General features: G+C 69.7%; 26 protein-coding genes. 12 read left to right on the plus strand and 14 right to left on the minus strand.

What is annotated here, in order from left to right; all coding sequences use genetic code 11:
- Positions 1–300 (plus strand): integrase core domain-containing protein (locus BLU09_RS35905; protein WP_143043257.1); only part of this gene is annotated, 300 nt, incomplete at its 5' end.
- Between the two features lie 42 nt (positions 301–342).
- A complete protein-coding gene (locus tag BLU09_RS35910; RefSeq protein ID WP_090495659.1) occupies positions 343–777 on the plus strand; it encodes an FG-GAP repeat domain-containing protein in 435 nt (144 codons plus the stop codon).
- A 181-nt stretch (positions 778–958) separates the two neighbouring features.
- Here BLU09_RS35910 and BLU09_RS35915 read toward each other — a convergent pair whose 3' ends face one another.
- Complete coding sequence (locus tag BLU09_RS35915; protein WP_090495660.1) at positions 959–2,794, minus strand: metallophosphoesterase; 1,836 nt, start codon at positions 2,792–2,794, stop codon at positions 959–961.
- A gap of 185 nt (positions 2,795–2,979) precedes the next feature.
- Here BLU09_RS35915 and BLU09_RS35920 point away from each other — a divergent pair, with 185 nt between their 5' ends.
- Positions 2,980–3,444: an acyl-CoA thioesterase gene (locus tag BLU09_RS35920; protein ID WP_140869255.1), complete on the plus strand. Its 465-nt coding sequence runs from the start codon at positions 2,980–2,982 to the stop codon at positions 3,442–3,444.
- Positions 3,441–4,247, plus strand: coding sequence for a class I SAM-dependent methyltransferase (locus tag BLU09_RS35925; protein WP_090495662.1), 807 nt, complete (start codon positions 3,441–3,443; stop codon positions 4,245–4,247). The genes BLU09_RS35920 and BLU09_RS35925 overlap by 4 nt, the downstream gene beginning before the upstream one ends.
- Positions 4,248–4,268: 21 nt before the next feature.
- Here BLU09_RS35925 and BLU09_RS35930 read toward each other — a convergent pair whose 3' ends face one another.
- The gene (locus BLU09_RS35930; RefSeq protein WP_090495663.1) at positions 4,269–4,871 is read right to left on the minus strand and encodes a malonic semialdehyde reductase; all 603 of its coding nucleotides are present in this window, start codon (positions 4,869–4,871) and stop codon (positions 4,269–4,271) included.
- Positions 4,872–5,042: 171 nt separating this feature from the next.
- Here BLU09_RS35930 and BLU09_RS35935 point away from each other — a divergent pair, with 171 nt between their 5' ends.
- Entirely contained in the window at positions 5,043–5,396 is a 354-nt protein-coding gene (locus tag BLU09_RS35935; protein WP_090495664.1) for a winged helix-turn-helix transcriptional regulator, read from the plus strand.
- Between the two features lie 3 nt (positions 5,397–5,399).
- Here BLU09_RS35935 and BLU09_RS35940 read toward each other — a convergent pair whose 3' ends face one another.
- Positions 5,400–6,539: a hypothetical protein gene (locus BLU09_RS35940; protein WP_186818003.1), complete on the minus strand. Its 1,140-nt coding sequence runs from the start codon at positions 6,537–6,539 to the stop codon at positions 5,400–5,402.
- Positions 6,540–6,739: 200 nt separating this feature from the next.
- Here BLU09_RS35940 and BLU09_RS35945 point away from each other — a divergent pair, with 200 nt between their 5' ends.
- The 3 genes from BLU09_RS35945 to BLU09_RS35955 all read left to right on the plus strand — a co-directional run bounded on the left by BLU09_RS35945 (position 6,740) and on the right by BLU09_RS35955 (position 8,960).
- Positions 6,740–7,123, plus strand: a complete 384-nt coding sequence (locus BLU09_RS35945) for an Mpo1-like protein (protein ID WP_090495666.1) — start codon at positions 6,740–6,742, stop codon at positions 7,121–7,123.
- Positions 7,124–7,232: 109 nt separating this feature from the next.
- Positions 7,233–8,117: a methyltransferase domain-containing protein gene (locus BLU09_RS35950; protein ID WP_090495667.1), complete on the plus strand. Its 885-nt coding sequence runs from the start codon at positions 7,233–7,235 to the stop codon at positions 8,115–8,117.
- Between the two features lie 120 nt (positions 8,118–8,237).
- A complete protein-coding gene (locus BLU09_RS35955) occupies positions 8,238–8,960 on the plus strand; it encodes a YebC/PmpR family DNA-binding transcriptional regulator (protein ID WP_090495668.1) in 723 nt (240 codons plus the stop codon).
- Positions 8,961–9,096: 136 nt separating this feature from the next.
- On the opposite strand, the gene msrA is transcribed toward BLU09_RS35955, so the two are convergent.
- Positions 9,097–9,753, minus strand: a complete 657-nt coding sequence (msrA, locus tag BLU09_RS35960) for a peptide-methionine (S)-S-oxide reductase MsrA (RefSeq protein WP_090495669.1) — start codon at positions 9,751–9,753, stop codon at positions 9,097–9,099.
- Between the two features lie 95 nt (positions 9,754–9,848).
- Complete coding sequence (locus BLU09_RS35965) at positions 9,849–11,894, minus strand: ATP-binding protein (RefSeq protein ID WP_244172320.1); 2,046 nt, start codon at positions 11,892–11,894, stop codon at positions 9,849–9,851.
- Positions 11,895–12,125: 231 nt separating this feature from the next.
- Between BLU09_RS35965 and BLU09_RS35970 the strand changes: the two genes are divergently transcribed.
- Complete coding sequence (locus BLU09_RS35970) at positions 12,126–13,088, plus strand: ornithine cyclodeaminase family protein (RefSeq protein WP_090495670.1); 963 nt, start codon at positions 12,126–12,128, stop codon at positions 13,086–13,088.
- Complete coding sequence (locus BLU09_RS35975) at positions 13,085–14,473, plus strand: MFS transporter (protein WP_244172322.1); 1,389 nt, start codon at positions 13,085–13,087, stop codon at positions 14,471–14,473. The genes BLU09_RS35970 and BLU09_RS35975 overlap by 4 nt, the downstream gene beginning before the upstream one ends.
- Before the next feature lie 4 nt (positions 14,474–14,477).
- Here BLU09_RS35975 and BLU09_RS35980 read toward each other — a convergent pair whose 3' ends face one another.
- Complete coding sequence (locus tag BLU09_RS35980) at positions 14,478–14,720, minus strand: DUF2171 domain-containing protein (protein ID WP_090495672.1); 243 nt, start codon at positions 14,718–14,720, stop codon at positions 14,478–14,480.
- 243 nt (positions 14,721–14,963) lie between these two features.
- Between BLU09_RS35980 and BLU09_RS35985 the strand changes: the two genes are divergently transcribed.
- Positions 14,964–15,257: a YgaP-like transmembrane domain gene (locus tag BLU09_RS35985; protein ID WP_228559447.1), complete on the plus strand. Its 294-nt coding sequence runs from the start codon at positions 14,964–14,966 to the stop codon at positions 15,255–15,257.
- Between the two features lie 31 nt (positions 15,258–15,288).
- Here the strand turns inward: BLU09_RS35985 and BLU09_RS35990 are convergent, their stop codons facing one another.
- Positions 15,289–16,209 carry an NmrA/HSCARG family protein gene (locus BLU09_RS35990; protein ID WP_090495673.1) on the minus strand — a complete coding sequence of 307 codons (921 nt, stop codon included), beginning with the start codon at positions 16,207–16,209 and terminating at the stop codon, positions 15,289–15,291.
- Positions 16,210–16,431: 222 nt separating this feature from the next.
- On the opposite strand from BLU09_RS35990, the gene BLU09_RS35995 reads away from it, so the two are divergent.
- On the plus strand, positions 16,432–17,061 hold the full coding sequence (locus BLU09_RS35995; protein ID WP_244172324.1) for a hypothetical protein: 630 nt from the start codon (positions 16,432–16,434) through the stop codon (positions 17,059–17,061).
- Here the strand turns inward: BLU09_RS35995 and BLU09_RS36000 are convergent.
- The 7 genes from BLU09_RS36000 to BLU09_RS36035 form a co-directional block, all read right to left on the minus strand.
- A complete protein-coding gene (locus BLU09_RS36000; protein ID WP_167371227.1) occupies positions 17,054–17,455 on the minus strand; it encodes a DUF2203 domain-containing protein in 402 nt (133 codons plus the stop codon). The genes BLU09_RS35995 and BLU09_RS36000 overlap by 8 nt on opposite strands.
- Before the next feature lie 626 nt (positions 17,456–18,081).
- Positions 18,082–19,098 (minus strand): hypothetical protein, encoded by a 1,017-nt coding sequence (locus tag BLU09_RS36010; protein ID WP_090495674.1) that lies wholly within the window; start codon positions 19,096–19,098, stop codon positions 18,082–18,084.
- A gap of 115 nt (positions 19,099–19,213) precedes the next feature.
- Entirely contained in the window at positions 19,214–19,708 is a 495-nt protein-coding gene (locus BLU09_RS36015; protein WP_090495675.1) for an endonuclease V, read from the minus strand.
- 16 nt (positions 19,709–19,724) lie between these two features.
- Positions 19,725–21,026: a DUF1444 family protein gene (locus tag BLU09_RS36020; RefSeq protein WP_244172326.1), complete on the minus strand. Its 1,302-nt coding sequence runs from the start codon at positions 21,024–21,026 to the stop codon at positions 19,725–19,727.
- A 76-nt stretch (positions 21,027–21,102) separates the two neighbouring features.
- Complete coding sequence (locus BLU09_RS36025; RefSeq protein ID WP_090495677.1) at positions 21,103–21,825, minus strand: c-type cytochrome; 723 nt, start codon at positions 21,823–21,825, stop codon at positions 21,103–21,105.
- Positions 21,822–23,075, minus strand: coding sequence for a YncE family protein (locus BLU09_RS36030; protein ID WP_090495678.1), 1,254 nt, complete (start codon positions 23,073–23,075; stop codon positions 21,822–21,824). Before BLU09_RS36030 ends, BLU09_RS36025 begins: the two co-directional genes overlap by 4 nt.
- The gene (locus tag BLU09_RS36035) at positions 23,072–23,680 is read right to left on the minus strand and encodes a hypothetical protein (protein ID WP_244172328.1); all 609 of its coding nucleotides are present in this window, start codon (positions 23,678–23,680) and stop codon (positions 23,072–23,074) included. Before BLU09_RS36035 ends, BLU09_RS36030 begins: the two co-directional genes overlap by 4 nt.
- Between the last annotated feature and the right edge of the window lie 3 nt (positions 23,681–23,683).

Consider the following 23,683-nt stretch of genomic DNA (forward strand, 5'->3'; position numbering starts at 1 on the left):
ATTGAGTGGCTGACCGACAACGGCCCGGCCTACACAGCCCATGAGACGCGCGAATTTGGGAGCAGCCTGGGCCTGCTCATCCGCACCACGCCGGCCTACTCCCCCGAGAGCAATGGCATGGCGGAGTCCTTCGTGAAGAGCTTCAAGCGCGACTACGTGTACCTGGCCCGACTGGACAGCGCCGAGGCAGTCCTCCAGCAGCTCCCCGCCTGGTTTCACGACTACAACACCGTGCACCCTCACAAGGCGCTGAAGATGCGCTCCCCGAGAGAGTTTCGACTCGCCGCTTCACCCCTCTGACCATGTCCGATTTGACGGGGGCAACTCCACTTCCGCTACTACATGCCTACGGGCGAGGTGGAGATTCGCTACGGCACCACTGGCTCAGGGGCTCTGCTCTTCAGTGCGGCGTCGCAGAACACGTGGATTGCCAATCTGGCCATGGTGCCTGGTGACTTCAACGGGGATGGGTACACGGACATCTTCCGGTACAACACGTCCACTGGCGAGGTGGAGACCCGCTTCGGTGTTGCCGGCATGGGGCCGCTGCATTTCAGTGCTTCGACCTTGGAGACGTGGGTTGCGAATCTGAAGTTCGCGCCTGGTGACTTCAACGGCGACGGTCGCACGGACCTCTTCCGCTACTACACCCCGACCGGTGAGGCTGAGATTCGCTACGGCAGCCCAGGCACGGCGCCCTTTGTCTTCAGCGCGGCGTCCCAGAACCTCTGGATTCCCGGTTTGGAGACCATCAGCGGCTACGTGCCCAGCCACTGATTCTGGGCGAGTCGTCCTCCGCGTGCGCGGATGACGGAGCGCGGGCTGGAGCGGCGCACCACCGCTTCAGCCCGCGTCGTTGATTGGCTTGGCGGACGTGGCGCTCCCACCTCAATCCGGCGTCATCGCCACGACCGCCACCCCGACAATCCCTCACGGCACGTCGTTGGTCGGACGGTTATCACACGCGGATGGGAGGCTCGATGAGTACGGGCGCGGTGGCCTTCGGGTCATCCGGGTCGAACGCGGGCGCGTAGGGACCGGCGTGGGTCTCCTTCCACTTGCGGGGCACGCGCTCGATGCCCACGGGAAAGACGGTGAGCCGTCCGTCTTCACCGATGCGCATGCGGAGGAAGTTCTTCCAGTCCGGAAGCGCCAGCGAGATGAAGGCCTCGTTGGAGTGCGCGCCGAAGCGATTCACGCTCAGCCACAGGTACAAGCCCATGACGAAGGGCCCCACCAGGAAGCCGCCCAGGAAGGTGAAGCCCGAGGACAGCAGGAACTTGCCCGCCAGGTGCCACCAGCCCGCCTCGCAGTGGATGCCGTCCGCGGCGAGCTCGGGGCACACGCCCAGGCCGCTCACCGTGAAGTAGGTGGCGCCCCAGGCCACGAAGAAGGCCGCGGCGATGTGTCCAAGCCCGTGGAGCGTGCCCGCCAGCGTGCGCCACTTGCCGAAGGCCGAGTCCGCCAGCCCGATGAGCCCGCCGATGGTGGCCATGCCCAGCACCAGCGTCCACGGCCGGGCCACCATGCTGTTGGCCACCGCCAGGATGACGTCCGAAAGCTGCGATATTCCGAACGAGCCCACCTCCGCGTAGGCCGCCAGCGCCAGCAGCAGGTACAGCATGCCGGTCATCAACCCGAACAGCGGACTGTGGCGGATGAGGAGCAGGTTCTGCCGCGCCAGCTTCCGAGACGTCCATTCGTCCGGGAAGCTCTTCTGCAGCGTGTAGCCGTCCCGCAGGACAGGGGCGGAGGGCGCGTGCGTGGGGTGGAGGAAGGCCCCGCCACCGCCCGCGGTGATTTTCTGCCGCCCGCCGGCGTCCTCGTGCCGCCGGTAGTGGTGCAGGTCCCCGGCGAGGAAGACGTTGATGCGCCGGCCGAACACCTTCTCCTGGAGGTACTCCAGGTTGTTCTCCAGGTAGCTGCCCTTGCGCCGCTCGGTGGCGGCCAGAATCCACGCGGGCTCCGCGTTGCAGAGGATGATGCGGTCGTCGGGGCCCATGTGGCTGGCCACTTCGCGGAAGTACTCCACCTGTGGCACGTCGATGTCGCTGTTGAGCTGCACGTCCGTGCCGATGAGCCACCAGCGCTGGGGCAGCTTCAGCGCGAAGTAGCTGCGGCTCTGCCGCGTGCGCCGGCCAGCAATCCACCGGTTCGCGCAGAACAGCCGCAGGAAGGCGCCGAGCCCGTCGTACCAGTCATGGTTGCCCGGAATCACGAACAGGTCCGGGCTGGGCGCATGCGAGCGCCGCATGGCCGCCTCATAGGGCTGGACGAGCCGCTCGTCGTACACCTCTCGGCTGGCGCCGGGGTACACGCCGTCACCGCCATGGACGAGCAGCCGTCCTCGCTGTGTGGCATGGGACTCCGCGTGGGGCTGGCCCTGCACGGACAGCGTCAGCTCCGGCAGCGCCAGCAGCCGCGCCACCGCGTAGGTGGAGTTCCAGCCATCGCCGGTGTCCGACACATAGTCCAGCCAGAAGCCGCCCTCCGGCATCGGCTCCTGCGAGTAGTCGAAATAGGGCACCTGCGGCCGCACCACCGCTTCGATGAGCCGCTGGTCCGCGCGCGCGCCGAAGACGGCCGCCACCACCGCGTCCAAGCCCGTGCGCAGCAGTTGTGTGGGATGAAGCCAGCGCACCATGTCCGCCCGCTTCCGGGGATGCGCCGCCATGCTCTGGTCCGACACCGGCAGGCCCTCGCGCGGAGACAAAGCGTAGGGACGCAGGTCCTCGGTAGGGATGTCCTCACGTGGCGGCTTCAGCGGCTCCAGCGGCTCGCGCTCAGCGGCCATGTGCGGGCTGCTCCAGGAAGAGGCCGGAAAGGACGGTGAAGCCGAGCCCGGGGGCCGCGGGCGAGGACGTGTGGAATCGTGAACGCATGGCTGTCCTGGATTACCACGGCGATGGCCCTCGCCTGGAGGCCAGGCGGGCGCGGTTCACGGTTCCCTGGGACCGCCGGGTGGGGCACCCTGGGGACATGCCGGACTCGCCGCTCAAGGATTTCCCGGTGGTCGTCTCCTTCCCTCTCCACTGGGGGGAGATGGACGCCTTCGGCCACGCCAACAACACGCGCACGTTCACCTGGTTCGAGACCGCCCGCATCCACTACTTCGCGCGCATCGGTCTGACGGGGCCGTCTGGCGCGGGGGACGAGCGGACGAACCGCGACGGCGTGGGGCCCATCCTGAAGGCCACCAACGCGGAGTACCTGCGTCCCGTCCTCTTCCCCACGCGCCTGGTGGCCGGTTGCCGCGCCACCCGCATCGGAACGTCGTCCATAACCCTGGAGCACGCGGTGGCCGGAGAGGACGACGGCGTCCTCTACACCCGGGGGAGCTGCGTCATCGTCACCCTGCGCTACGCCACCCACGAGAAGGTCCCCGTGCCGGCGGAGCTCCGCGCGGCCATCGAGGCGCTCGAAGGGCGCTCCTTCAGCTCGTGAGTGAACAGCGGTTTCTGGGCATCGCGCCGTCCACGAGCGACCTGGCGCTGGGGTTCTACGAGGGCATGGCGGAGGAGTACCACCTGCTCTTCGCCAACTGGCCGCAGGTGGTGGAGCGGCAGGGCGCCATGCTGGACGCGCTGCTGCGCCGCTGCGAGGCGCCGCCGCCCCGGCGGGTGCTGGACTGCGCGTGTGGCATTGGCACCCAGGCGCTGGGACTGGCGGGCCGTGGCTACACCGTCCACGCCACCGATTTGAGCCCGGCCGCCGTGGCACGTGCCGAGCGCGAGGCTCGCGCGATGAACGTGCACCTCACCACGGGCGTGGCGGACATGCGCACGCTGGACGCGCAGGTGGAGGGCACCTTCCCGGTGGTGCTGGCGCTGGACAACGCGGTGACGCACCTGCTGACGGACGAGGACCTGGACGCGGCGGCGCGCGCCATGGCGTCGAAGCTGGCTCCCGGTGGGCTGGTGGTGTTGAGCGTGCGCGACGCCGACGCGCTGGTGCAGAGCCAGCCCCGCTTCACCTCGGAGCGGCTCTTGGATGCACCCGAGGGCCGCCGCATCCTCTTTCAAATCTGGGACTGGGCCGCGGACGGACGGACGTACACGGTGCACCAGTTCATCCTCCGCCCCGAGGGCAAGGGCTGGCACACCACCGAGCACACGGGCGTGTACCGCGCGCTTCAGCGCGTGGACCTGGAGCGGGCGCTCACGCGCGCGGGGCTGATGGATACGCGCTGGCACACGCCGGAGGAGACGGGCTTCCATCAGCCCATCCTCACGGCGCGGCGGGCCTGAGGTGCGCGGGATGGCGGGCCGCTACTCGATGCGGCACGCCTCGCTGAAGTCCAGGCGCGGGTTGCGCGGGAAGAGCTTCTCCGCGTCGCCGTAGCCGAGGTTGATGAGGAAGTTGGACTTCCACTTCCCCTCCGGGAAGAACGCCGCGTCCACCTTCGCGTTGTCGAAGCCCGCCATGGGGCCGCAGTCCAGGCCCAGCGCCCGCGCGGCGAGGATGAAGTAGCCCCCCTGCAGCGAGCTGTTCATGTAGGCCGTCTTCTCGCGGGCCTCCGCGGGCATGGCGAGGAAGCCCGCCTTCATGTCGCGCGCGGGGAAGAGCTGGGGAAACTTTTCGTAGAACGCGGTGTCGTACGCGATGATGGCCGTCACCGGCGCGTTCATCGTCTTGTCCACGTTGCCAGGGGACAGGGTGGGCTTGAGCCGCTCCTTCGCCTCGCGGCTCTTCACGAAGACGATGCGCACCGGCTGCGAGTTGGCCGCCGTGGGCGCCATCCGGGTGAGCGCGTAGAGCTGCTGGAGGACGTCGTCCGCCACCGGCTTGTCGAGCCACGCGTTGTGGGTGCGGGCGTCGAGAAAGAGCTGGTTGAGGGCGTTGGCGTCGAGGCCGGCCTGCTGCGTTGCCATGGGCGAGTCCCTTCCTGGAGTGATCCGGCGCGTGACCTTCATGAGCCACCGCCACGGTTCTTCAGGTAATGGGTTCACTTTTGATTCGCAAGTAGCTTCCAAAAAGTAAGTAGCTTGGGACTTCCGTGCCGGTGGCAGGGCGGCTCGCTATATTCGGGGGAGGAGGCGCCAATGGAGCATCCGCTGACACGGTGTGCGCGGTACGAGAAGGCCAGCGAGCTGATGGGGAAGCGCTGGACGGGCCTCATCCTGCGCATCCTGCTCGCGGGGCCCCGGCGCTTCGGCGAGCTGACGGCCGAGATTGGCAGCATCAGCGAGCGCGTCCTGTCGGAGCGGCTCAAGGAGCTGGAGGCGGAGGGCGTGGTGTCGCGTCACGTGGACGCGGGGCCTCCCATCCGCGTGGCGTACCAGCTCACGGAGAAGGGACAGGCGCTGTGGAAGGTCGTGGATGAGCTGGGGCGGTGGGCGGAGCGCTGGGTGGACGTGAAGCCCGCCTCTGCCGCTCGCAAGCGCAAGTCCGCGTGAGGTTCAGGCGCCGCCGCGCTTCGCGTCCGCTGGGGCGTTGGGGTGGCGGGCCAGCAGCATGCGCAGCTGGGGCTGACGCCGCACCGCTTCCTGCTTCAGCAAGTGCGCGATGAGGGCCGGCGGGGCCGCGCTCCAGCGGGCGATGTTCTGGATGAGCATGGGCGAGCGGTAGGTGCGTCCGCACAGCAGCGACGCCGTCTTCCCATCCACCGGCAGGCCGATGAGCGCCGCCAGCGCGCGGCCTTCCGTGTTGAGGATGAGCTCCACCTTCTCCTCCGCGGGGCCGCTGGCGAAGCGCTGGCGGAGCACCTCGCGCGCTGCGCGCCGTGTGGATTCCGGCACGTCGCGGTCATTGCCCACCTTGTGCAGCTCCATGAGCCGGCGTGCACTCCACAGTCGCCGGAAGAGGCTGGCGGGGAGCTGCGGGTTGCGCACGAGCCAGCGCCGCACCCCGGTGTCCGCCGCGAAGGCCGCCCGGGCGCACAGGGCCTCCAGGCCGACGGGGTTGCGGTGGTAGCGCGCCACGAGTCGCGCATGGGGCAGACCCGTGCGCGCGTTTTCGAACACGGCCTTGATGACGGCGGGCACCGGGTCGAAGCACAGCGCGGAGAGGATGGGGTCCTCCGCCGCGTGGGCATGGGCGATGCGCTGGTCCTCGGGGAGCGGGTGCAGCCGCAGTTCAAAGAGCTGGCGGTAGTTGCCCAGGGCGGCTTCGGGCTCGTCTTCGGAGGTCGGCTCGGTGTCCGGTGCGGTGTCAGGGGCGGGCGCGGCCTCCAGCGGTGTCAGTTCGAGCACGGGGAGGTCTGCTTCGGGCGCGGCATCCAGCGGCGTCAGGTCGAGCACGGGGAGGTCTGCTTCGGGCTCGGGGGCCGCGGGGGACGTCTGTCGCTGGGGCTCGAAGGCCACAGGTGGAGCGGCGACAGGTGCCGCCGGGCTCGCGGCGGGCGTGGGCAGCAGCGCGCCCTGGGTGACGAGCCGGGAGAGGATGGTCCGCAGCCGCTCGGGGGGCAGGCCCGTCAGCGCGGGCAGGTTCCGGGCCAGGGTGGCGCCGTCCAGGCGGGAGAGCACGAAGCCCTCTTCTGGGCTGAGGGCCAGCGTCCGCAGGTCGACTGCGGGGTTCGGCTTGGGCATCCACTCCGTCATGGCTCCAGAGTCTTTCATGACCTGGAGGCGTCCGGCAGGCCCGGGCCAAGGCGGGCGGCACCGGACTGGAAAACATGACGGATGCTGGACGGCCTGCCCGGCTGGTGGGCGTGCGGGGAGTACCCTTGCCTGTCCATGCCTACACGCTCTGCGTCGAGCCGGGTTGACGGGAGGGCGCCCTGGGGCCCTAACTTCCCACCATGTCCGACCGCATCGAGACCTATGCCGAGTTCTGGCCGTTCTACCTGCGGGAGCACGCGCTGCCGTCCACGCGCTGGCTTCACTTCACGGGCACCTCCCTGGGACTGGGGCTGGGCGTGACGGCCGTCGCGACGGGCCGCGCCGCGCTGGTGCCGGCCGCGCTCGTCGCCGCCTACGGCTTCGCGTGGTTCAGCCACTTCGTCATCGAGCGGAACAAGCCGGCGTCGTTCAAGTACCCGCTCTGGTCGTTCATCTCCGACTTCCGCATGGCGGGGCTGATGGCCATTGGACGGCTGGCCCCGCACCTGGAACGTGCTCGGGCGGGCGGTGTGGGCTCGGGTGAAGTGGCCCGCGCGGTGCCCGCGACGCAGCAGGTCCGCTAGCGAGCAGGCTCGCTGGCACGGAGGGAAGGAGGCTTCAGGCCGCATTGACGCATCCGGGGCCCTCTCCCAGAATCCCCACTCGTTTCGGGCATCCGCCCGGGGGATCTCCGTGAACCTGCTGACCCGCGTGAAGAAGAGTGTCCGGCACCGCGCCGCCTACAAGGCGTCGGAGCCGTTGTCGAAGCTGCTCAGCCTGACGGGCTTCGGCCGTTATGGCCCGGGTCCTCAGCTCAAGCAGCCCGAGCCGCTGCGCCAGGCCGGCATCCCCGTCGAAACCTATCGCTTCGATGTGGCGGAGCTGGAGCGCTTCTGGGACGAACTCCAGGCGCAGAACGCCGTGATCCGGCACTTCTGCGGCTTCCAACCGTATTGGGAGAAGCGGCCGCAGTACCACTTCACCTGGAAGCAGATTGAACCGTTGGTGGCGCGCGAGGACGCCGTCTACGTGGACATCGCCTCCACCCCGAGCAGCCCGTACCTGGACGTGGTCCGGATGCTGGGGCGGACGCGGAACATCTACGCGCAGGACCTGGTCTTCCCGCCGGGCATCCACGGCCACCAGATTGGCGGCTCCGCGGCGGAGCTTCCGCTCGAGGACGGCTCCGTGGACGCGATGACGCTGCACTGCTCCTTCGAGCACTTCGAGGGGACCGCGGACACGGGCTTCATCCGGGAGGCGGGGCGCGTGCTCCGGCCCGGCGGCAAGGTCTGCATCGTCCCGCTGTACCTGGGCGAGTACGCCTTCACCATGTGTGACCCCGCATGGGGTTACGACATCCGCCGCGACGCGGAGCCCATCATCCACCTCTTCCCCCGCTGGGGAGAGCGGCACGGCCGCTTCTACGACGCCGTCACCCTGAAGGAGCGCGTCCTGGCGCCCGCGCATGCGGCGGGACTTCAGTCTCGCGTCTTCCACTTCGAGAACATCATGGACCTGCACCCGACCTGCTACACGCACTTCGGGCTCGTCCTGGAGAAGCCCGCGAAGGTGTGACGCGCGGGGCGCTGGGGGGGACAGGCCGGCGACCGTGCGGCCTGTCCTGGTCAACATCCGCGCTCCGGGGGGCTACAGGGAGTAGCCACGCGGAATGCGGCCGACCTATACATCCCTCCCATGGGACGCATTTTCGAGACACGCAAGGCCACGATGATGGCCCGCTGGAACAAGATGGCGAAGGTGTTCACGCGGATCAGCAAGGACATCGCCATCGCGGTGAAGGCGGGTGGGCCCAATCCCGATTCGAACTCCACGCTGCGCCGGGTGCTCCAGAACGCCCGCGCCGCGAACATGCCGAAGGACAAGGTCGACGCGGCCATCAAGCGCGCGAGCGGCCAGTCGGCGACCGACTACGAAATCGTGCTCTATGAGGGCTACGCGCCCCACGGCATCGCGCTGCTGGTGGAGACGGCGACGGACAACGTCGTGCGCACCGTGGCCAACGTGCGCATGCACTTCAACAAGCACAGCGGGAACCTGGGCACCACGGGCAGCGTGGCCTTCATGTTCCAGCGCATGGGCGTGTTCCGGTTGAACCCGGAGGGGTTGGACCTGGACTCGCTGGAGCTGGAGCTCATCGACCATGGCCTCCAGGAGATGGGCGAGGGCGTGGGAGAGAAGGGCGAGAAGCAGATCATCATCCGCTCCGCCTTCGCCGACTTCGGCCAGCTCCAGGCCGCCATCGAGGCCAAGGGCCTGGTGCCTGTCTCGGCGGACTCCGAGTACGTGGCGCTGAACCCCATCGAGCTGCCCGAGGACAAGGCCACCGAGGTGCTGGAGCTCGTGGACGCGCTGGAGCAGGACGACGACGTCCAGCGCGTGTTCCACAACCTGGCGTGAGGCAGGAGGCCGGGCCGGCCCTCGAGTCAGGGCCGGTCCAGCCGGGGTCTCAGGCGGGCGTCAGCCGAGCCTGGCGCGGAAGCCAGTCGAGGTTGGTGTGTTTGTCTTTGTTTGCGTCCAACGCCGGTGTCTGGTTTCAGGCGTTGACGCCCACGCCCACCGGGCAGCTCACGCCGGTGCCGCCCAGCCCGCAGTAGCCGCCTGGGTTCTTCTCCAGGTACTGCTGGTGGTAGTCCTCGGCGAAATAGAAGGGCGGGGCGGGGAGCAACTCGGTGGTGATGGCATCGAAGCCCCGGGCCGCCAGCGCCTTCTGGTACGCGTCACGGCTCGCCACGGCGGCGCGCTGCTGGGCTTCGCTGGTGAAGTAGATGCCGGAGCGGTACTGCGTGCCCACGTCGTTGCCCTGGCGCATGCCCTGCGTCGGGTCATGGCTCTCCCAGAAGATGCGCAGGAGCTGCTCGAAGGATACCTTCTTCGGGTCGAAGACGACGCGGACGACCTCGTTGTGTCCGGTGAGACCGCTGCACACCTCGCGGTAGGTGGGGTTGGGCGTCAGGCCCCCGGCGTATCCCACCGCCGTGCTGTACACGCCAGGCGTCTGGTAGAACTTCCGCTCCGCGCCCCAGAAACACCCCAGGCCGAAGTAGACCTCCTCCAAACCTTCCGGCACGGGGCCCTTGATGGGCGTGCCCAGCACCTCGTGCTTCTCCGGGACGGGCATCACGTCCGAGCGGCCCGGCAGTGCTTCTTCCGGGGTCGGAATCCTCAGCTTCTTGGTCGGATTGAAGAACATGCCCCAGGCATAGCGGCCTGGCGTTCGCGATTCACCCCCAGAAGGGGCTGGCGTGCGGGCAGCGGGTGGCCGGCCGTCCCGCCTGCCGCGCTGCTTCACGCGCCCCCGAGCGTCGTGAGGGTGCGGGGCCAGTGGACGGTGAAGGTGGTGCCCTGGTCCCGGTTGGAGCGGACCTCCACGCGGCCCCCGTGTGCGCCGACAATCTGGCTGACGATGTAGAGGCCCAGGCCCAGGCTGCGTTTCTTCCTCGCGACGTCCTGCGGTGGCGCCGTTGCGGGCATGTTCTTGAACGGGTCGAACAGGCGCGGCATCAGCTCGGGCGCAATCGGCTCGCCGGTGTTGTGGACCTTCAGCACCACCTCATCCGCCTCTCCGCGCACCGTGACACACACCGGTCTGTCTTCCTGGCCATGCTGGAGGGCGTTGGCCACCAGGTTGCCCAGCACCTGTGACACGCGGTCCGGGTCCCAGTTCCCTCGGGTGTCTCCGCTCGCCTCGAACACCAGCGAGCGCTCCGGGGCGCTGACCCGGAGCTCTTCCAGCGTCGCCTGGCATACCTCCGCGAAGTCCATGGGCTGGCGGGCCACCGGAAGCCCCCCGCCCAGGCGGGTGCGGGCGAAGTCGAGGATGTCCGTAATCATGCGCCCCATGCGCGCGGTGGCCTTGCGGATGCGGTCCACGGCGCGACGCTCGGGGGGAGTCAGGTCCTCGGACCGCGTCAGCTGGAAGGCCGAGGCGTTGATGGCGTTGAGCGGGTTGCGCAGGTCGTGTCCCAACACCGCCATGAGTTGTTCCCGGAAGTCCACCGCCCGCTGGAGCACGGCCTCGGCCCGCTTGTGGTGGGAGACATCCACCACCGTGCAGCTCAAGCCCAGCACCCCTTGGTCGGGCGTGCGGACCGGGTGGAAGCTGGCCTGGAAGGTCCGGGCATCTCCAGGGATGGTGAACTCGACGGCGTCCACGGGTTCACCTGTCTCAATCGTGCGGCGGAACAGGGGCTCGAACGTGCCCACGGCCGTCACGGGAGCCATCTCCCGGAAGCGGCGGCCCAGGTGGGCTTCCGGCGAGTGGCCATCGATGTCCGCCATGGCCTGGTTGATGCGCACGAAGCGCAACTCCCGGTCCAGCTGGGCGATGCCCAGAGGTGTGGAGGCCAGCAGCGCGTCCAGCTGCGCCAGCGAGCGCTGGGCGTCCGCGTGGGCCTGGCGCTCGCGGGCCCGGAGCCGGGCCTGCACCAGGTGCGCGGTGGCTCGCTGCGCCATGGTCCGGAACAAGAGGGCGTCCGGCTCGGAGAAGACGAAGGCGGTGCGCGAGCACATGTACGCCATGCCCAGGAGTTGGTCGCCATCCAGCAGGGGCACGCCGTACACGGCGCGCAGCCCTTCCTGCTTCAGCGTGGGCAGCACCACGCGAGGGTCCGTGGACGCTGAGCGCAGCGTCAGGGGCTGACGCTGGCGGAGCACCTCGCCCACGAATCCTTCCTCCCGCTCCAGCGACACGCCGAGCGCCTCGTCCGCGCCCAGGCCCACCGCGGCGCGCACCACCAGCGCGTCGCCTTCCACCAGCACGAACGCCGCCGAGTCGACCGAGAGCGCGGACTCCACCAGGACGGTGAGCAGCCGCGAGGGGAGGCTGGCCATGGAAGGGCTGTCCAGCGCGGCCTGCGTCATCCGGTCCAGGGCCTGGAGGATGCGCTGCCGCCCCTGGGAGAAGGACGTCACCGTCCGGGTGACAATCCGGTCCAGCGCGTCCTCCATCCGCTCCAACTCGCCCGGCGCGGGGCAGGCCGCTTCGGCTTCCATCCTGTGGAGGATGCACTTGCGCAGGAGCGCGTACTCGGACGCCACTTGGCCCAGGTCGAAGCCGGCGTCCAGCCGGGACATCGCGTGCTCGTCCGGCACCGTGGTGAGGATTTCGTCCGGGCCGTGGTCGATGATGTCCGCGAGCATGTTGAGCAACTGGGGCATGTGGTCCAGCAGCCACGAAGGCTGCGCCGCGTGTCCCACGTGAAACGCTCGCATGGCCCGCTGCCAGTCCTCCAGCACCTCCTCCTGGTGAGCGCGCAGGAACGCCGCCGCCTTGAGCGTCCGAGCCCCGGAGGCCTCCTTGTCACCCGCTGTGCGTGACTCTGTCTCCAGCATCACCGGCCTCCCGAGGCCCTGGGGCCGCCCACCCCGCCGTTCACTTCCATTCTGGGGATGATGGCGCCTGCGTGCCTCGTCCCACCGTCGCTGGAGGCGGGCCCGGTGGATGCCACCCCGGGCGGCACGGCGGCGCACTGTCCGCTCGGACGTCCAACTTCGGGCGCTTGCCACCGTGGCCGTGTGCTGGGAGCTGTGGGCCCGCACGGGCTCGGTTAGGGTGTCTGCAAGATGCGCACGCTCCTGCTGACCCGCTCCGACGTCTCCCGCAACCTGCAGGCTCCTCTCTTGCTGGAGGACATGCGAGAGGCCTTCCGCACCGACGCCCTGGCACGCACCGTGGCACCGCAGCGCGCTCGGGCCCCCCTCCATGCCGAGGGCACCGCCCTGGTGCTGTTCCCTGGCAGCCTGCCATCCATCCCCGCCTACTCCGTGAAGGTGCACGCGAAGTTCCCCGGCCAGTCGCCGGCGATTCGAGGCGTGATGCACCTGCACGACGTTGCTACCGGCCAGGTGATGGCGGTGATGGACGCCGGCCACCTGACGGCGGTGCGTACGGGCGTGGTGGGCGCGCTGTCGGCGGACGTGCTGGCGCGGCCGGACGCGGGCCGGGTGGCGCTCATCGGCGCGGGCCGGCAGGCGGTGTTGCAGCTCAAGTCGTTGCGGCTGGTGCGCTCGCTGACGCACGTGCGGGTGTTCGACACGGCGCCGGAGCGCTCGCTCGCCTTCGCCACGCGCATGTACCAGGAGTTGAACCTGCCGGTGCGGATGGCGGAGTCCATGGAGGAGGCCGTCTCCGACGCGGACATCATCGTGACGGCGACGTGGAGCCGTCACCCCTTCCTGCACCCCGGCATGGTGCGGCCAGGCACGCACATCATCGCGCTGGGCGCGGACGAGCCGGGCAAGGCCGAGCTGTCCGCGGAGCTGCTCCGTCAGTCGCGGTTCGTCGTCGACCACCGGGGCCTGTCGGTGTCCACCGGCGCCGCGGGCGCGGTGGGGCTGGGTGAGGAGGCCATCCACGCGGAGCTGGGTGAGGTGCTGGCTGGCCTGAAGCCCGGGCGCACGTCCGAGGACGACGTCACCGTCTTCGCGGCGGTGGGGCTGCCCTTCCAGGACCTGGCGGCGGCCTGGCACGTCTACCAGTCGGCCCAGGGCGACGACGCCGTGAGCGGGGTGGACTTCGACGCATGAGGCGCAGGGTGCTGGGGCTCCTGTCGCGCATCGGCCTGACGCGGCCCGCGCTGCGTGCGTGGGCGATGTACGACTGGGCGAACTCGGCCTTCATCACCACCGTCGTCACGGTGGTGTTCCCGCTCTACTACGCCTCCGTGGCGGCGGAGGGACTTCCGCGCGAGGTGGCCACCAGTCGCTTCGCCACCGCCACCGCGGTGGCGCTGAGCGTGGTGGCGGTGTTGTCACCGGTCCTGGGCGCGCTGAGCGACCGGGCCGGACGCATCAAGCACATGCTGGGCATCTTCGCGGGCCTGGGCATCGTGTCCACGCTGGCGCTGGCCACGGTGGGCCCGGGTGATTGGGAATGGGGCCTGCTGCTCTTCGGCCTGGGCAACGTGGGCGTGACGGGCAGCATCGTGTTCGCGGACGCGCTCTTGCGGCACATCGCCCGGGACGACGAACTGGACCGTGTGTCCACCGCGGGCTACGCGCTGGGCTACCTGGGCGGCGGTCTGCTGCTGGCCGCGCAGTTGGTGCTGCTGATGAGGCCCCATTGGTTCGGACTGGCGGACGCGGGGGCCGCCTCGCGCGTGGCCTTCGCCTCCGTGGCGGTGTGGTGGGCCCTCTTCTCGGTGCCCCTCTTCCGGCGCATCCCCGAGCCGAAACCGGACGTGTCCATCCAACGTCCTCCGCTGTCCCTGCGCGGCATCTTCACGCAGCTGGCGGGCACGCTGGGCGGGCTGCGCCAGCACCGTCAGGCCTTCCTGCTGCTGGTGGCCTATCTGCTCTACAGCGACGGCATCGGCACCATCATCCGCTTGTCCACGCTGTACGGGACGGAGCTGGGCATTGGCCGGGGCGCGCTGATTGGTGCGTTGCTGCTGACGCAGGTGGTGGGTGTGCCGTGCGCGGTGCTGTTCGGCCGGGCCGCGGGGCGGGTGGGGGTGAAGCGCGCGCTGATGTTCGCCCTGTCGGTGTACGTGGGGGTGACGTTCCTGGGCTACTTCATGCGCACGCCGGTGCACTTCTTCGCGCTCGCGTTGCTGGTGGGCATGGTGCAGGGCGGCAGTCAGGCCTTGAGCCGTTCGCTCTTCGCGCAGATGGTGCCCCGGGACAGGGCGGCGGAGTTCTTCGGCCTCTTCAGCGTCTTCGAGAAAGTCACAGCGGTGGCGGGCCCGCTGGTGTTCGCGGCCACGGTGGAGCTGACGGGCTCCAGCCGGCAGGCGGTGCTGTCCCTGCTCTTCTTCTTCGTGTCGGGCGCGGCGGTGCTGTCCCGGGTGGACGTGGCCGCGGGGCGACGCGCGGCCCGCGAGGCGGAGGCGCGTGCCGGATGGCGCGGCGACGGTGCACCGGAGGCCACCGCTGCCCCGGAGGGCGCGCCGGACGCGAGCCGCGGCGTCTGAGTCGTCAGTGCTTCGTGGGCGGGACTTCCCGGGGCGCGGAGAAGAGGCTGTCCCGCCCGTGATTGAGCACGACTTCTCCGCCCACGACTTCACGCACGTCCGCCAGGGCCACCGCGAAGTCATGCCGGCGGATGAGGCCCTTCTCCACGATGAGCTCATCCCCCTTCATCTCGATGATGCGTCCGAGAACGTGCCCGTCGTTGCCGCGCACCTTCATCCCCTTGTGGATTTCCGAACGACTGAACATGGTTGCCTCCCCCAGGGCGGTCCGTGGAGCCCCGTGCGCGAAAGCTGGCTTTCACCCCGCAAGCTGGCAGCGGACAGGCGGGGCGCCGCACCGGCGAAGCCCGCGTGAGATGCACGGCGAGCAGGCGCCCGGTCAGGGCGCCCGTGGGTGCCTGCCTGGCTGCCCGGCGTTCCACCCGTGCGGGGCTCTGGCCCGGGTGGCCGCCCGCCAGGACGTGGCCATCTTCGCCCCTGGGAGGTGCACATGGTCGTTGGTTTCTTGGCGTCGCGGCCGGGGCGGTGGCTCCGCATCGTGACGGGCGCTGGGATGGTGGTGGGCGGTCTGGCGGCAGGGACGTCGCGAGGCGCGGCGGTGGCGCTCGTGGGCCTGGGGCCCCTGGTGGCCGCGGCCCTGGACTGGGTGCCCACGGCGGCGCTCTTCGGTCTGCCCATGGACGGCCCGACGCTGCGGCGCGAGCTGGGGGTGTCCGACGAGGCGTCGTTGTTGGAGGGCTTCCCTCGCGCGTCCATGCGGGACGTCTCGCCGACGCTTCACTGAAGGACGGCCCGCCGCGCCGGGCCTTGGGGGCTCATGGGGAGACGGGCTCCGCGGCGGCATGGGGCCACGCGGGAGAAGTCAGGGCGCTCCAGTCCTGTCCGCGCGCCCAGTCCTCGAAGGTGTGCCAGCGGACCTCCGGGAAGCGGTGCCGCAGCGTGAGGACGTCCGCCTGGTAGCCCTTGCGGTCCAGCCACTCGTACATGGCGGCCAGGTCCTCGCTGCGCTCGCGGATGTAGTCCAGGGGAAGCTGCTCGTAGTGGATGCGGTGGCCGCTCACCATGGACAGCAGCCCGGCGGCCTGCTGGCCCGTCACCTCGTCGGAGGCCACCTCGATGCGTTGTTCCTCGAAGCGCTCCGGCTCCTCCATGACGCGGACGGAGAAGGCCGCGAGGTCCTCCAGGGCCACCATCTGCAGGCCGCGCGTGGGCCACAGGCCCATGGCGAGCACGCCCGCCTTCAGCCCCTCTTCGAACATGCCGCTGGTGAAGTTCTCCATGAAGAAGGTGGGGCCGAGGATGGTGTAGGGCAGGCCGCTGCCGCGCACGTGCATCTCGATGCGGTGCTTGCTGTCGAAGTGGGGGATGCCCGTCAGGCGGTCCGCTCCGGCCACCGACGAGTAGACGTAGTGCTGTACGCGCGCGAGCCGGGCCGCGTCCGCCAGGTTCTTCCCGTGGCGGACCTCCGCCTGCACGCCGCCCGGGCCAAAGGGCGTGGCGGTGGCGAACATGGTGTCCATGTCCTGGGCCGCTTGGGCGATGGCGTCCAGGTCGTCGTAGTCCCCGACGACCAGCTCGGCGCCGAGCGACTCGAGCTCGCGGGCGGTGGGGGAGTCCGCGTGGTGGATGAAGGCGGTGACGCGGTGGCCGCGCTGCAAGAGCTTCCGTGCGACGGCACCCCCCTGCTGGCCAGTGGCGCCGGTAACGAGCACGGAGCGTGAGAAACCCATGGGCATGTGTGCACCTCGTGACGTCAGATGTCCGGAAGTTGGGGATGACGGACGCCGCTGGCGAGCACACCGTGGGCGCATCGAGCCTCACGGCCAGGGGTTGCCGGGCGGCCGGGCCAGCAGGCGACCTGGGGCGCCTGCTTCCTTCGCGCGCTACCACGTCGTTCCGAAGACGCTTGGGGGCGCTCGGTGCTTGCTTGGGTGCGGCGTCTTCTCTTGGGAAATGCCATGGTCCCGACCACGATGAGCAAGCGTGACAAGCTTCAGGACTCCGAGCTGGTGGTTGCCGCCCGGGCACTCGACGCGGAGTTGGCGCGCTTTGAGTCCCAGGCCGAGCAGCTCGAGAAGGCGCCACTTCAATCCGAGAAGCACCTGGAGCGCGCGTCGGCGATGCTGCAGGGGCTGGCGGACCTGGACGAGCAGCTCCGGGGGCGGGTGACGGCGCTGGTGGGGGCCATCTCGAAGGTGAGAGATCGGCAGCAGGCGCAGGCCGAGGCCATCCACCTGCGTGCGCAGGAGCTCCAGCGGCGCACCGAGGTCTTCAAGGACCTGCTCGTGCGCTACGGCGCCCTGGGACAGAACGCGGGCGAGCTGAACGTGCAGATGCAGCAGTTCGCGCAGCAGCGGCAGGCGGCGAAGACGCCGGAGGAGAACGCCGCGCTGGCGGGGACCTTCCAGGCGCTCCAGGAGCGGATGTCCCTGGTGGCGGACGAGGCCCATTCGCTGGCACAGGCCGCGGAGGAGCAGGCGTTCCTCGACGTGGCGCGGCAGGCGGACTCCCTGCGTCAGCAGCTGTTGTCGGCGCGGAACAAGATGTCGCTGTTGCAGAAGAGCTTCGGCGGCGGGGCGGCTAGCTGAGGTACGTGGGGGCGAAGTCGTCCGGGCTTTCGATGGGACGCCGTCCCGCGAAACCTTCGAGCAGGGCGTGCCAGTGGGAGACGGCGGGGTCTCCGAAGCGCCAGCACAGGTAGACCTGCTCTCCGCCCCGGTTCGCGCGGAAGTCCACGAGGCCGTCCGCGCCCTTGATTTCCAGGCCCATCTCCTGGAGCTGGAGGAGCTCGCCGCGGATGCGCTCGAGGAGGGTGTCACGCTCGTCGCGCAGGGAGGCCAGGCTGGGGTCGTTGGGCCTGGGCGCGGCGCCCAGCTCGTCCGCGAGCTGCTGGGCACGCTCCACCCATGGGCGGACCCGCTCGAAGGTGCGCGTCAACAGCGGCACCAGCCGGTTGGCTTCTTCCACGCTGAAGTAACGCATTCCCCGAGCATGCATCGGCAAGGCCCATCGCCGCTACTGTTCCGGCGCACGGGGGGGGGACGTCAGCCTGTCGCCCATTCAGCGCTGGGCTGTGTCACGCGGGGACAGGCCTGCGCTATCTATGGGCGTCATATGTGTATGGGAATGCGGTCGAGGTTCATAGGGTCGCAGATTGAATGTTGGCTATTCGTTCCGCTCTGCTTGGCGTTGCTTCCAGGCTGTGCGTTGTTTCGGCCCGCGCCTCGGCCCGTGAAGATGCCGCCTGAAGAAGCCGCGCGGTACCGATTTCCCGTTGTGCTTCCCACCGATGGGCAGCACGTCCTGCCAGGCGCGATTGCCGCTGCCATCGCATTCGCAATGGAGGACTTTCTTCCGTTGGGGGCGAAGCCGCGTCGAGGCGCTACGCCCACGGAGGTTTGTGCCTCCCAGCGCCAGACCTACGACGTGACGGCTGTTCCTGGGGCGAATGCCGTGGTCTTCGTCAGCTTCTTGGCCCGGCCGGACGCATGCCGCGACATGGAAGGGCCATCTCTCTCGGACGTTCCCGTCGTGTACGCCGTGGATACGGCTACGTGGGTCATTCTCTCCGTGCAGAAGTAGCGCGGCCCGTGCCAGCCGCCTCCTCGCTATCGGCCGCGCAGCAGGGAGGCGTGATTGTCGCCCAGCCAGCGCTGGGCTGTGTCACGCAGCGGGAACAGGGCTTCGCGCTCGCGGAAGGCCGACGTGTGCTCGGGTGCGCAGCGGCCCTCGTTGCCCGTTCCGTCGTCGAGGTCCGCGTGCAGCATCGCGTGGAAGACGAGGTAGTCCACCACGAAGGCGGGCACATGCGGCCGGTCCAGCGCCGGGTGGATTCGAATCTCGCGTAGCCGCGCGTCATAGCCGCCCACGTGGATGCTGCGACGCTTCGTGCCCGCCGGCTTGCGCGCCCAGCCCACGTCCACCTGCACCCGGCCGTCGAACCAGCTCGCGTTGAGCCGCGTGAAGATGGCCTGCAGGTCGAAGCAGCGGCCCCGCGTGCGTAGCGGCTTTCCCGGCCGTCGCTCCCTGCGGACGCGCTCGTTGTGCGCGTGCGCGTAGGACTCCAGCACCTCGCCCGCCTGCGCATCCGCCCGGCCCGCATAGGCCGCCATGGCCTGCACCACCGCGTCCGGTGCTCCCAGGAAGAGGTGGTGGATGCGCAGCCGCAGCCCCTCCTCACCCCGGCGGAAGCTCACCAGAGTGGCCCGGTTATCCGTCAGCCGTAGGTGAACCGGCAAGCCAAGAATCGAAGACAACCGCCGTGCCAGGTCCGCCGCCAGCGGCAGGGCTTCCTCGCGCGCGGGGAGTCGGCTTTCCGGCACGCCGCTCGCGCGCTGCTCCGTCGCCAGTGGCAACGCTTCATCACGCTCGTGCACGGGACGCCGGTCCTCCACGCCGGTGGTCGCGCGCCGCTCCGTCGCCAGTGGCAACGCTTCATCACCCGAGGGATGTCGGCGCTGCACGCCAGTGCTTACAGGCCGCTCCGCTGCCAGTGGCCGCGCTTCCTCACGCGCCGGAAGCCGACGCTGCACGCTGGTGCCCACGCGCAGCTCCGCCTCCACGTCCGCGCGCTCGGGCGCCGCCGTGTCGAACAAGCCCAGCTGTGAGGTCGGGTGCGAGGACATCCACTGTCAAAGGTAAGCCCCCTGGCGCAAGGATTCCAGGAGGATGGTTGCTCCCCGGGCGGAGAGGCGACAGTCGCTGTTCGGAAATGTCGGGGGTTTGGCTTCGCCGCCCCGCTCAGGACATGCGGCAGAGCCGGTCCACCCGGTTCAACATCGTGGGCGTGCGAGATGCCCCATGCATTCGCCGGATGTGCTCCGCCGCTGTGGCCGCGTCCATACCCGCTGCTCCGACGAACAACGGCCGCAGGCTCTTCCCCCTCAGCACGGGCACAGAGGGCCCGGTGGTGACATAGGCCGTCTTCGCCACGCCGATGACGGGCACCTCCCGGTTGAGCGCTTCGTACAGGTGCGCCCCCAGGCCGGGCCGGTCCTCGCCGAGCCACACATAGCCATCCACGATGATGGCCTCCAGTGGCACCTCCACCCGCGCTAGCACCCGGAGCAGGTGTGGCAACTCGCGGCGGTAGAACTGCCCGGGCTCGTAAGGCGCGGCGGCTGGCCCATGCTCCACCAGGTGCGAGGCTTCGTTCGCATCCGCCCAATTTCGGAACAGCACGCACGCGGCCACGGTGAGTTCGGGGCGGTAGTCCACGTCCACGCAAGCGAGCATCGTGCGGTCCTCCGACTCAGGGTGCCTGGTAATCCTCGAAGGTGACCTGCGCGGCGCGAAGTTGCTTCACCATCTCCGGGGATGGTTGCTCCGTGGTGCGGTAGCGCGGCGGCCACAGCTCCGGCACCGGCGTGAGACAACGGCCCGCGATGCGCTGCACCTCCCGCCACGGCACGGTGAAGAACTCATCACCTTCCGCCGCGGGGCGCACGGCGACCATGTCCGCCTCCGGCAGCAGGGTGTCCACGTCGTGCGACCAGACACACCAGGAGATGGGGAACTCGTCCCGCTTGCGCGCCGTCGCGCTGTAGCTGGCGACGAACAGGTCCACCTCCTGTTCCGCATGGAGCGCGTCGAGCTCCTCCTTCTGGGCGCTGTACTCCGCCAGCGCCAGTCGGACGTGGGCCAGCCGCACCCGGTTCGCCAGCACGTCCTGACCGGGGTGCACGTAGGGCACCACGCGTCCCGCGTCGTCCACCGTGTACAGGGCGGGCGTCAGGCATCGGGACGCGGCCGCGTACTCCCGCTCTGCGCTCTCGGTCAGCCGTGCCACCAGCTCCGGACGCGCGTCGCCACCGATGAGCAGGGTGGAGCGCTCCGGGAGGATGGCGATGGGCCGGCCCTCCACGCGACTGGCGAAGGACGCGAGGAACCCCGGGCGCAGCAGCCGGGACGTCTCATAGGTATCGCGCGTCTCCACCGTCCATAGCGGGCCGTGCTCCTCGTCGTAGAGCTCCACGCCTTCGTCCGGGAGCCGGGCCAGGTTCGCGTGGGCCGCCGTGAAGGCTTCGTCCTCGGTGACGCCCCAGGTCTCCAGGTGCCGGCGCTGGACGAACATGGCGGACTCCGGCAGGTCCATCACCAGCAGCTCGCGCAGGAAGGGCAGTGTCCGCCGCCCCACCATCTCCCGGTCCGCCTCCGCCGGCTTCTGCAGCGACATGCCGAAGGTGGACGCGCGCAGCACGGGCAGGAGCAGCTCGCGGGCCTGCTCCCAGTGGAGCGAATCCGGCGACTCCTGCCACAGCGCGCGCAGGTAGCGCTGGATGAGCTGGACGCGTTGCTCGGGCGGCAGCTCGCGCGTGTCCGCGAAGAGGTTGTCCAGGAAGAAGGTGCCGTCACTTCCGGCGCGGGTGATGTCCAGGCCGTAGTCCTGCGTGCGCCGCTCCACCTTCTCCACCGCCGGGTCGGCGCGCAGCAGGGCCTCCACCTGCCGCATCAGCGCTTCGCGCGGCTCCACCGCCCAGGCCTTGGAGGAGCCGGGAGGAACCTCGCCGGCCGCTGGTGTCTTCCTCCCGAAAAGCCTGCCCCAGAACCCCATTCTCGCTCCCACGTGTGTGTCCGCGGCGAGGTTATGTCCGGTGGCCCGTGGGCTCCACCGGAACACGCAGGTCCCGTCACAAAGCCAGGAATGCCAGCAATGCACCCAGGTCCTCGTCAGACAGGGACTCCAGGCTGTAGAGCGGCATGTTGCCCCCGACACCGAAGAACTGGCCGTGCCTCACCTTCTCGATGACGACCAGTGACTTGGGCACGCCGGGGAACAGCGCGTCGTAGTCGTTCGTCACCTCCGGCAGAATCGACGCCAGCTCGGTCAGCCGGCCCGCGCCGGTGTGGGGCTCGCCGTGGCAGCTCTGGCAGGCCTCCACGTAGACCTGCTGTCCGCGCGTCACGTCACCGCGCGTGACTTCGACGATGTCCTTCACCACCGTGAGGGGACGGGCCGGCGCGGACGGGCTCGGGCTGATGCTCACCAGGTATTCGTACAGCGCCCGGCTCTGCGGCGAGTCCTTCGGAAGCGGCGTCACACCCCGCATGAAGTTGACGTAGCAGAAGTTCACCGCGTCCAGCAGGCGCGTCTCGAAGCCGCCCCACCAGCTCTCCCGGAACGCCGAGTCATACAGCGTGTAGCCGGAGTCCATCCGCCCCGCTGGCGCAGTGGGCGTCGTCGCGTGGCATGTCGCGCACGAGAAGCTGTTGAAGCCGCTCTCCGACAGCCGTGAGTCGTTGAACAGCACCTCGCCGTACTCCGCCGCCGGCACGCGGCCATCGCCGCTGTCGTCGCAGCCGGTCAGCGCCAGGGCCAGCAGCGCCACCACACTCCATGTCGCGCGCTTCATGGCTGCCCTCGCAGGATGCTCACCGAGTCCGGGAAGATGCCCACCTCCACCGTGCCCACCACCGTGCCTTCCGTCAGGTCCACCGCGTGCAACGTGCCCGGCGCCACGTGGTCGCCTTCGCAGACGACCAGGCCGATGCGCTCGTCGGGCGTCAGCGCGATTTGATGCACGTTGAGACAGCCGGCGTCCGCCAGCTGCACCTCGCGCAGCACGGTGCCTGTCTCCGGGTCGATGACGGCCAGCGCGTCCACCAACTGGTAGGGCATGTACAGCGTGCGCCCGTCCGCGGTGAACGCGCCGAACATCGGCGGCCCGCGCAGCGGCACGGCGCGCTCGTGCATCATGGTGCGCGTCTGGGGATTGAGCACGTGCACCTGCCGGCTGGCCGTGGAGCTGACCCAGACCTCGCCCGTGGTGGGGGACTGCGTCAGCGCGTAGGGCTGGTGCCGGGGCGCCACCGCGCCGCCCGAGCCCGCTGCCACCACCTTCACCCGCGTCACCGGCGTGTTCGCCTCCGCGAGGTCGACGATGGCCACCTCGTCCGACCAGCAGGCGATGTAGGCCGTGCGCTCGTCGGCGGACAGACGCACCGCGTGCGGCGCGGGGCACACCTCCACCATGGCCTTTCGGGTCATGGTCCTCGCGTCGATGATGGCCAGGTTCGCGTTCATGTCCGACTCGGGGCGGCCCTGGCGCGCCATCTCGGCAATCTTCAGCGTGTCGAAGTGCGTCTGGTACAGCGTGCTCCCATCCGCGCTGATGATGACGTCACCAGGATTGGGATTCACCCGCACCGAGCCCACGATCCGGTTGTCGCGCGCGTCCAGCTTCAGGCAGTAGCCGTCATCCGCGCCCGTGCCGTGGGCACCATGCGGCCCCGAGCCACCCCCTGGCACGTAGTTGGAGATGCCGACGTAATAGAAGTCCCCCGCGGGCGACACGGCGGTGTGGTGCGGCCCCTCCAGCTCCACCGGGTTGAGCCCCACTGGCACGCGCGCCAGCTCACGGAAGTCCGGCGTGCCCACGGTGGCCAGCTCCACCAGGCTGAGGGTGTCATCCAGGCTGTTGGTGACCAGGATGCGTCCGCCGGGGCCCGGCGGCGGAATGAACGTTCCTTCCCGCCAGGGCTCCTCGTGCGCGTAGTCCAGCCCGTCCGGTGGCGCCACGCCCACCACCCGCGCCGAGTTCTCATCACAGCCGGCCATCAGCAGCGCCAGCGCGGGCATCCACCACGGTGTCCGGTGGCTCATCGCGAATCCTCCACGCGGATGGTGCGTGGTGACTCCAGTCGGTACGGACCTTCACGCAGCCGGTTCTGGACCAGGTAGGCGCTGGTCACCTGGACGCGGAGGTCCTGACCCGGGGCGGCACGCAGCACGTCCCAGGTCGCCGCGTCGAGCTGCCACTCCATGTTCGACGTCAGCAGCTCCACCGGACATCGCCGCCCGGGCACGGTGACCTGCACCCAGTAGAAGTCGCCGGTGACGGGCGGCAGATGTGCCTGGGCGGACGGCAGCAGCAGGTTGCCCAGCCACGCCAGCATGGAGCGGGGCGTCTCGCGCGAAGGAAGCCGGGAGGCCAGCGGAGACGTCCAACGCCACGTGGGCGGCGCCGCGTCCATCGCATAGGTCTGGCCCGGGACGGGGGACTCCAGCGTCACCGCCTGGGAGCTGTCCGTGGGCCGGCCTTGCGCGTCGACGAAGGTGCGCCACGCCTCGTCGGTGGCCTCGCCGCCGTAGAGGGGTTCGCCGCACGCTTCGTCCCGTGGTGCGTCCTCGCCGTCGCAGGCGGTGCCCAGCATCAGCAGCACGGCCGCGCAGGGGGCCCACCGCCGCTTTCGAATCGGGAGTGTCATCAG

It is taken from the genome of Myxococcus virescens, assembly GCF_900101905.1.
GTDB lineage: Bacteria > Myxococcota > Myxococcia > Myxococcales > Myxococcaceae > Myxococcus > Myxococcus virescens.